The organism is Candidatus Magnetaquiglobus sp., assembly GCF_058402785.1.
In genome coordinates, this window is the sequence record NZ_JBZVFG010000090.1 from 1 (window position 1) to 4,371 (window position 4,371).

4 protein-coding genes are annotated in these 4,371 nt (G+C 57.6%); 1 reads left to right on the forward strand and 3 read right to left on the reverse strand.

What is annotated here, in order from left to right; all coding sequences use genetic code 11:
* Positions 1-202: 202 nt before the first annotated feature.
* Genes leuB through leuC form a run of 3 tightly spaced genes read right to left on the reverse strand, consistent with a single transcriptional unit; the run spans position 203 to position 3,383 of the window.
* Positions 203-1,276, reverse strand: coding sequence for a 3-isopropylmalate dehydrogenase (gene leuB / locus ACV4UY_RS16490; RefSeq protein ID WP_491608646.1), 1,074 nt, complete (start codon positions 1,274-1,276; stop codon positions 203-205).
* A 15-nt stretch (positions 1,277-1,291) separates the two neighbouring features.
* Entirely contained in the window at positions 1,292-1,933 is a 642-nt protein-coding gene (gene leuD / locus ACV4UY_RS16495; protein ID WP_491608647.1) for a 3-isopropylmalate dehydratase small subunit, read from the reverse strand.
* 31 nt (positions 1,934-1,964) lie between these two features.
* Positions 1,965-3,383 (reverse strand): 3-isopropylmalate dehydratase large subunit, encoded by a 1,419-nt coding sequence (leuC, locus tag ACV4UY_RS16500; protein ID WP_491608648.1) that lies wholly within the window; start codon positions 3,381-3,383, stop codon positions 1,965-1,967.
* A gap of 701 nt (positions 3,384-4,084) precedes the next feature.
* Here leuC and ACV4UY_RS16505 point away from each other — a divergent pair.
* Positions 4,085-4,348 carry a hypothetical protein gene (locus ACV4UY_RS16505; RefSeq protein ID WP_491608649.1) on the forward strand — a complete coding sequence of 88 codons (264 nt, stop codon included), beginning with the start codon at positions 4,085-4,087 and terminating at the stop codon, positions 4,346-4,348.
* Positions 4,349-4,371: the final 23 nt, after the last annotated feature.

The following is a 4,371-nucleotide window of genomic DNA, read 5'->3' on the forward strand; positions in this document are numbered from 1 at the left end:
TCACCTCCTGCGAGACAGGATATGGATCAAATTATTGAATGTCAACACGCCCTAACGTCAAAGGAGAGAATCAACGGCAAAGTCAAAAGCAGAACCTCGGAGGCTCTGCCTCCGAACCTCCGCCGGGGACCTTCGGCCCCCGGGCCCCCGTAACGATTGTCAGAGACCTTCGGCCCCCGGTCGCTAACGGTTCGAACCCTTTCTACGCCAACGCCTTGACCACCGCATCGCCCATGGCCACGGTCCCGACCTTGGTCATCCCCTCCTGCATGATGTCCGCCGTACGCAACCCGGCATCCAACACCCGATGCACCGCACGCTCGATCCGATCCGCCACCTCCGGCAGGTTCAACGTATACTTGAACATCATCGCCACGGAAAGAATCATCGCCAACGGATTGGCCACCCCCATGCCGGCGATGTCCGGGGCAGAACCGTGAATCGGTTCATACAACGCACTCCGATCGCCCAACGACGCCGAAGGCAACATGCCGATGGAACCGGTCAACATGCTCGCCTCGTCCGACAGGATATCCCCGAACAGATTGGTGGTCAAAATCACGTCGAACTGACGCGGATTGCGAATCAACTGCATCGCGGCGTTGTCCACATACATATGCGACAACGCGATGCCAGGATGGTCCGACCCCACCTCGATCACCGTCTTGCGCCACAACTCGGTACACTCGAGCACGTTGGCCTTGTCCACCGAACAGAGCCGCCCGGAACGCTTGCCGGCGATCTCGAAAGCCCGCTTGGCCACGCGCACGATCTCGTCCGTGTAGTAAACCTCGGTGTTCACCCCCTTCTTGCGACCATCCGGCAGGGTCTCGACCCCGCGCGGCTGCCCGAAATAGATCCCGGAGGAAAGCTCCCGCACCACCATGATGTCGATTCCGGCGACCACCTCGGGCTTCAAGGTCGAAGCATTGGCCAGCTGCGGAAAAACCTGGGCCGGACGCAGGTTGCAATAAAGATCCAACTCCTTGCGAATGCCGAGCAACCCACGCTCCGGACGCACCGCATAATCGAGGGCCTCCCACTTCACCCCGCCAACCGCGCCCAACAGCACGGCATCCGCCGCCTTGGCCTCGGCAACCGTGGCCGCCGGCAACGGGGTGCCGGTCCGATCATAGGCGGTGCCGCCGATCAACCCTTCGGTGATCTTGAGGGATGCCAACCCTTGGCCTTGCACCCAGTCGAGAATCTTGACCGCTTCGGCCATGATCTCCTGGCCGATGCCATCGCCGGGCAACAGATAGATGCTCTTCTCCATGATTTCAGACCCCTCTCACGCGACAAAAACCCAGGGCGCCGATTGGCGACGTTGCGACTCGAACGCCTCGATCTGACCCCGATGTTCCAGAGTCAGGCCGATGTCGTCCAGGCCATTGAGCAGACAGTGCTTGCGGAACGGATCCACCTCGAAGGCGTGAGCGATGCCATCCGGCGTGGTGACCGTCTGGGCCGGCAGATCGACGGTGAGCCGATACCCCTCGCGCGCGGCAACCGCGTCAAAGAGCCCGTTGACGACCTCCGCCGGCAACCGGACCGGCAGAATCCCGTTCTTGAAGCAGTTGTTGAAGAAAATATCCGCGAAACTCGGGGCGATGATCACCCGGAAACCGTATCCGAGCAGAGCCCACGGGGCATGCTCACGGCTCGAGCCGCAACCGAAGTTCTCGCGCGACAAAAGGATCTCCGCCCCCTGATAGCGGGGCTGGTTGAGCACGAAATCGGGATTGAGTGGCCGCCCCTCGCAGGATTGACCGGGCTCGCCCCGATCCAGATAACGCCACTCGTCGAACAGATTGGGACCGAAACCGGTACGCCGGATCGATTTGAGGAACTGCTTGGGGATGATGGCGTCGGTATCCACATTGGCCCGATCGAGCGGGGCCACGATGGAGGTCAGAGTCTTGAATGGTTCCATGAGCGAAAACTCCCTTCGGTGAATGACCAGATCAGGCGTCGGCCCAGGGAGCCACGCGGATATCGACGAAATGACCGGCGATCGCCGCCGCCGCGGCCATGGCCGGACTGACCAGATGGGTGCGCCCGCCCGGACCCTGCCGCCCCTCGAAGTTGCGGTTCGAGGTCGAAGCGCACCGTTCCCCCGGTTGCAGGATGTCGTCATTCATGGCCAGGCACATGGAACAACCCGGCATGCGCCACTCGAATCCGGCATCCAGAAAAACCCGATCCAACCCCTCCTCCTCGGCCTGGGCCCGCACCAGTCCGGTGCCGGGCACCACCATCGCCAGCTTCACCGTGTCGGACTTGCGCCGTCCCCGCACCATGGCCGCCGCCGCGCGCAGATCCTCGATGCGTCCGTTGGTGCAGGAGCCGATGAACACTTTATCGACCGGGATCCCGGTCAACGCTTTGCCAGCCTCAAGCCCCATGTAGATCAATGCCTTCTCGATGGAACCGCGCTTGACCGGATGGCTCTCGGCAGCCGGATCCGGCACCCGACCGGTCACCGGCAGGGTCATCTCCGGGGAGGTGCCCCAGGTGACCTGCGGCGCGATGTCGGCGGCCTGGAAGGTCAACTCCCGGTCAAAAACGGCCCCCTCGTCAGAGTGCAACTGCCGCCACTGCCCGACCGCCCGATCCCACAGCGCCCCCTTGGGAGCCAACGGACGATCGCACAGATAAGCCAGGGTCTTCTCGTCCACCGCCACCATGCCGGCGCGTGCACCGCCCTCGATGGCCATGTTGCAGAGGGTCATGCGCCCCTCCATGGAGAGGGAGCGAATCGCCTCGCCCGCGAATTCGACGGCATGGCCGGTTCCGCCCGCGGTACCGATGGCGCCGATGATGTGCAGGATCACATCCTTGGCGGTGACGCCGAAAGGCAGCGCGCCTTCCACGGTGATGCGCATGGTGCGAGGCTCTTTCTGCGGCAGGGTCTGGGTGGCCAGAACATGTTCCACCTCGGAGGTGCCGATGCCGAAAGCCAGCGCGCCGAAAGCGCCGTGGGTGGCTGTATGGGAGTCGCCGCACACCACGATGAAGCCGGGCAGGGTGATCCCCTGTTCCGGGGCCATGACATGCACCACCCCCTGACGCGGATCGCCCAGCCCGTACTCGGTGACGCCGAATTCGGCGCAATTGGCGTTCAGGGTCTCGACCTGAAGACGCGAAACCGGATCACGGATGCCGAGTTCCAGATCACGGGTCGGCACGTTGTGATCCGGCACCGCGAAGGTCTGTCCCGGACGAAACACCTTGCGACCCGCCAGACGCAGCCCCTCAAAGGCCTGCGGACTGGTCACCTCGTGGACCAGATGACGATCCACGTACAACAACGACGTGCCGTCCGGCTCGGAACGGATCACATGGGCATTCCAGATCTTGTGAAACAGGGTTTGCGCGGACATCGCGGTTCTCCAACCAGGAAATGGCGAGCGGAATGAACAAGATTCAAACGTACAGATTAAGCCAACCGATGGCCGGACAACAAGGCATTTTTAACGCATCAGAGCAACCCCAGGTGAATCAACTCAAAAAAATCGTGACTTTTCAATTCTGACAGAGCAAACCGTGATTAATGGTGAATGGCCTCCGCTTGACAGCAAAAGCGTCATACACTAAAATTTTTATAAAACAGAAAGATATCTGACTTACATTAATATACTAAACCGAATAATCTCGTCACACCATACAAGAGATCGATGTTTATACGGCAATTAATCATTTATATAAAATTTAAAGTTTATACAAATTTAACAGGTTTTCAATATTAACCATTAATATGTGTTTCAGAACCCTAAAGAAAAACAAATAAGTCATTTTTGTGGCAATTATGAATAATTTTAATCTGTATTGAAAATTTTCACGCAACGTCTATTTATGCTTGACACCTCTGACACCAAGAAATATTTTAAAAAAATATTTGCAAAAACTTTTCCGTGTTAACTTTTGTTGTAAACGGTGTCGTTGGTTTTCTGTTGACGCCCATCTCAACCGGAAATGGTTTTGCATGGTACAAATTTGTCACCCGACATGGGCCGATTTGTGCTTCTGACTGATGCTGAGCAATCAGTCCAACCCTTTCCATCACACAGGAGCCACTTCAAAAATGAGCAACTGCCTATCTCATGGTTCAACAGAATCCTTGCCACCCGACCTGAAAGCAAGTCTGGAAGCTCTATTTCAGGAGCCTGTGCTAGCCAAGGCTGCCAGAGATTTGAAACTGTGGACACAAACCAATGATTTTGATGAAACCATGGAAAAAAGCAAGATAGACCGCAGAAAAGCTTACGAAAACGAACAACGGCACGCCCAAATGTCGGATCAAGAGTTATCAAAACGTGTGTTGGTTCAGCGGGACATGGAGTTTTAGATTATTTCCGTTAGCTACATTGT

Coding starts and splice junctions, on each gene's coding strand:
- ACV4UY_RS16505 (WP_491608649.1), top strand. CDS start 4,085: ATGAGCAACTGCCTATCTCATGGTTCAACAGAATCCTTGCCACCCGAC.
- leuB (WP_491608646.1), bottom strand. CDS start 1,276: ATGGAGAAGAGCATCTATCTGTTGCCCGGCGATGGCATCGGCCAGGAG.
- leuD (WP_491608647.1), bottom strand. CDS start 1,933: ATGGAACCATTCAAGACTCTGACCTCCATCGTGGCCCCGCTCGATCGG.
- leuC (WP_491608648.1), bottom strand. CDS start 3,383: ATGTCCGCGCAAACCCTGTTTCACAAGATCTGGAATGCCCATGTGATC.